Source organism: Nodularia sp. UHCC 0506 (genome assembly GCF_034931045.1).
GTDB lineage: Bacteria > Cyanobacteriota > Cyanobacteriia > Cyanobacteriales > Nostocaceae > Nodularia.
In genome coordinates this window covers 5,093-8,549 of sequence record NZ_JAYGHH010000081.1, presented here as the reverse complement: position 1 = coordinate 8,549, position 3,457 = coordinate 5,093, and the positions used below count along the sequence as shown (strand labels likewise).

The following is a 3,457-nucleotide window of genomic DNA, read 5'->3' as shown; positions in this document are numbered from 1 at the left end:
CTGCGCTACTTATTCCCGAACGTAATTCCCTGATTTGGAGGTTAGCTCGATTGGTAATATCAACATAACCACCCCCGTAATTATCTGCTATATCTGCGATTGCATGACACTGTTTACTATCCAGAATTCCGCCTGGTATTCTGATGCGAGATAATATCCCATCTTGGGCGGGTGTATCATAAAATAAGCCAGGACATAAGGCAAAACCGGACAGCAAAACTTTAACTCCTTTCCTGTGCGACGCAGGCAGTAGATAGTAAGTGTGTCTTGGTATAGTCATAGACACTGCTAGGGTTGGCATTCTGACTTGGCAAGTAAAAAACTCAATGTTCTGTTTGCCTTACCATTACAGCTGCGGCACAGTCCCGGAATTTCACCGGAGTTTCCCAACTCTTTACTTTAGTAATTTAACATGATCAGGTATTCATCTCACTGGATGCGAGATATTTTTAATATTCAGTTAAATATAGCCCTGAGTATATCTGGAGAGTTTATTTACAAGCCAGACAATAACCCTGTGGCATTTTTTTGGGGCTAATTAAGCAAAATTCAACTAATTTTATTGTACTAAATCAACTAAGGTGTCACACTGGAACCGGACTACACAGGAAACTAAGCATCCACGATAATGCTCAGAGGTGAATACCGATAGTGTGATGTTACTAGAACCAGGCTCTAATATGCGTTTTACCTTGCAAACTTGCATTTTATTCTTGCAGTAGGCAATAATGCGATCGCCTGCTTTGACATCCAACGCTTTAATTTTCAATTAATACCAACCTAATTGTGAAATTTCATTAATCAAAGTAAATATATATTTCTATATTTTACTTGTTCAACAGTTGTAATGCTTACTCATTATAACACACGAGTATAAAGTTCTAAACATCAAATTTGGGAGTGTTGAGTTAAAACCTGATTAATAGATTAGAATAACTGCTCTTAATCGCAGAAAAAGCCGCAATATCTAGTTAAATTATGACAGCTTCTATGATCAGGAAATGGCTATCGATTGTGGGGATTGGTGAAGATGGGTTACAGGGTTTAAGTGCGATCGCGCGTTCTTTGATAGACCAAGCTGAGGTAATTTTCGGAGGCGATCGCCATTTAGCCATGCTACCACCAGATGATCAACGTCAGAAAATAGCCTGGACAGCTCCCATTAGCACCTCAATAGCTGAAATTATTCGTCGTCGGGGGGAATCAATTTGTGTATTAGCCAGTGGCGACCCCTTCTGTTACGGTATCGGTGTCACCCTCACCCGACAAATTCCCCTAGCAGAAATTACAATTATTCCAGCACCTTCTACCTTCAGCCTCGCCTGTGCCAAATTAGGATGGTCTTTCACGGAAGTAGAAACCTTGAGTTTATGTGGTCGTCCAGCTTCTCTACTCCAAAGTTACATCTATCCCCAGGCTCAACTGTTGATTTTGAGTGAAGGTAAAGACACCCCCGCAATTGTTGCCGAAATCTTGACAAATCGTGGTTATGGTGGTAGTAAAATCACAGTTTTAGAACATCTGGGCGGTATTCAGGAAAAAATTGTTGAAGGTACAGCCGCAGATTGGCATGAAACAGAAATTGCACCGTTGAATGCGATCGCAGTTAATTGTATTGCTGATGCTGGGGTGATACCTTTACCCAGGCTACCAGGATTGCCAGATCACGTCTATCACCATGATGGACAGTTAACTAAGAGTGAAGTCAGGGCGGTGACTTTAGCAAAATTAGCCCCTACCCCTGGAGAATTACTGTGGGATGTGGGTGCTGGTTGTGGTTCAATTTCTATCGAATGGATGCGGACACATTCTCGATGTGGAGCGATCGCTATTGAACAGAATTCCTCTAGACTGGGGTATATAGCCGACAACGCCGCAGCTTTAGGAACTCCCCACCTAAAAGTTATTAGTGGAAAAGCACCATTAATTTTGCAAGATTTACCTACACCAGATGCAATATTTATCGGTGGTGGAGTCACAGCAGCAGGGCTGTTTGATATCTGTTGGAATGCACTGCGGCCGGGTGGGCGATTAGTAGCTAATGTTGTGACTGTGGAGGGTGAGCAAATTTTATTTAAATGGTATGACCAGGTTGGTGGTAATTTAACTCGGATTGCTATTCAAAGGGCAGAACCTATTGGTAAGTTTTTAGGTTGGCGAGGTATGTCACCGATTACTCAATGGATAGGGATTAAGGATTGAAACGCAAAGGGGCGCGGAGGTAAGCGCAAAGGTACGCGGAGGTTTCTTTCTAGCTTTGCATGAAAAAAATTCATATTTGAAATCAGCAACGTTCAAAAATTACATCTTCGTAGAGTTCTGCTATGGTCGCCTCAAAGTCTAAACTATTTAATCGAAATGAGGTTTTTTCTGCTGTGTAGGATTGCAAAACCCACACCCCTTGATGATTGCGGCGAAAACATTCGACTCGCTGACGTTTCGTGTTAATTAAAACGTATTCTTCTAGGGTTTCTAGTAGTTGATAGTCAGCGAATTTATCCCCCCGGTCAAAGGCTTCGGTGGAGTCAGATAAAACTTCTACAATTAAATTAGGAAATTTTTTATAAGCTGGCGTTTCTTGATCTCTTTGGTCGCAAGTCACCATGACATCAGGATAGTAGAAACGATTCAGGGATTCAATTCTGGCTTTCATGTCGGCAATGTAAACGCGACAACCTGAACCTCGTACATGATTACGGAGAAGCGCAAACAGGTTTCCAGTAATCGTAACCTGGGAATCTAGCGCCCCAGCCATTGCGTAGATATAGCCATCAATATATTCGTGTTTAATGTCACTCTGCTCTTCCATCTCTAAGTATTCTTCGGGAGTGATGTAGATTTCCGGGGAAGCAACCATATTTAAAACCTCAAGGTATAGACTTGATTACTGGGGTTTCATCCCCAAGTCAGAAGTGAACAACTTTCCTAATATCTAGTATATATATAGCAACCACCAAGGAGGTAGGGAAAATCCTGAATCCTGCCCCCTGATCCCCTGCCTCTTTTTGTCATGTATGAATTATTTGAGACTGTATTAATTAATGACGAAAAAATTACTCTATGTCAGTTTATCTCGGAATTAAGCACCACTGATAAACGTTACTTTTTGAGAAACGAGATTTTACATAATTTTGCCGAATTTTGTCACCAATATCAAAAGCCTACTTACTTTTATTATTCTTCTTCTGTCGGCAGACTAATTCATAATACCCACGAAATGATTTTAGATGCAGAAGGGACTTGGTTTGTTGTCCGGCCGAGGATTGGGAGTCAAGAAGTATGGCGACTCCAAGCTGATTTTTCTGGATTTGAGCCAATGACACCCCAAGCGTGGTTAGATGTAAGCGATCGCCTCGTTAACCGCTACCAACCACATATTCTCGAAATTGATTTCCAACCCTTTTCAGCAGAATCCACCAGAATCAGTGACCCCAGAAATATTGGTCAAGGTCTAGCC

At 41.7% G+C, this 3,457-nt stretch carries 3 protein-coding genes, 2 pseudogenes and 1 riboswitch; of the genes and pseudogenes, 2 read left to right on the top strand and 3 right to left on the bottom strand.

Translation table 11 applies throughout. From position 1 onward, the window contains the following. A pseudogene (locus VB654_RS24500) lies at window positions 1-280 on the bottom strand (precorrin-3B synthase); the annotation flags it as partial. Beyond that, a riboswitch (cobalamin riboswitch) is annotated at window positions 275-417 on the bottom strand. Its footprint overlaps the pseudogene before it by 6 nt. 142 nt (window positions 418-559) lie before the next feature. Then, window positions 560-769 (bottom strand): hypothetical protein, encoded by a 210-nt coding sequence (locus VB654_RS24495; RefSeq protein WP_089092695.1) that lies wholly within the window; start codon window positions 767-769, stop codon window positions 560-562. 221 nt (window positions 770-990) lie between these two features. On the opposite strand from VB654_RS24495, the gene cbiE reads away from it, so the two are divergent. Next, complete coding sequence (cbiE, locus tag VB654_RS24490) at window positions 991-2,202, top strand: precorrin-6y C5,15-methyltransferase (decarboxylating) subunit CbiE (protein ID WP_323216444.1); 1,212 nt, start codon at window positions 991-993, stop codon at window positions 2,200-2,202. An 82-nt stretch (window positions 2,203-2,284) separates the two neighbouring features. On the opposite strand, the gene VB654_RS24485 is transcribed toward cbiE, so the two are convergent. Next, on the bottom strand, window positions 2,285-2,857 hold the full coding sequence (locus VB654_RS24485; RefSeq protein ID WP_323216439.1) for a Uma2 family endonuclease: 573 nt from the start codon (window positions 2,855-2,857) through the stop codon (window positions 2,285-2,287). Between the two features lie 153 nt (window positions 2,858-3,010). Between VB654_RS24485 and VB654_RS24480 the strand changes: the two are divergent. Beyond that, a pseudogene (locus tag VB654_RS24480) lies at window positions 3,011-3,457 on the top strand (sucrose synthase); the annotation flags it as partial.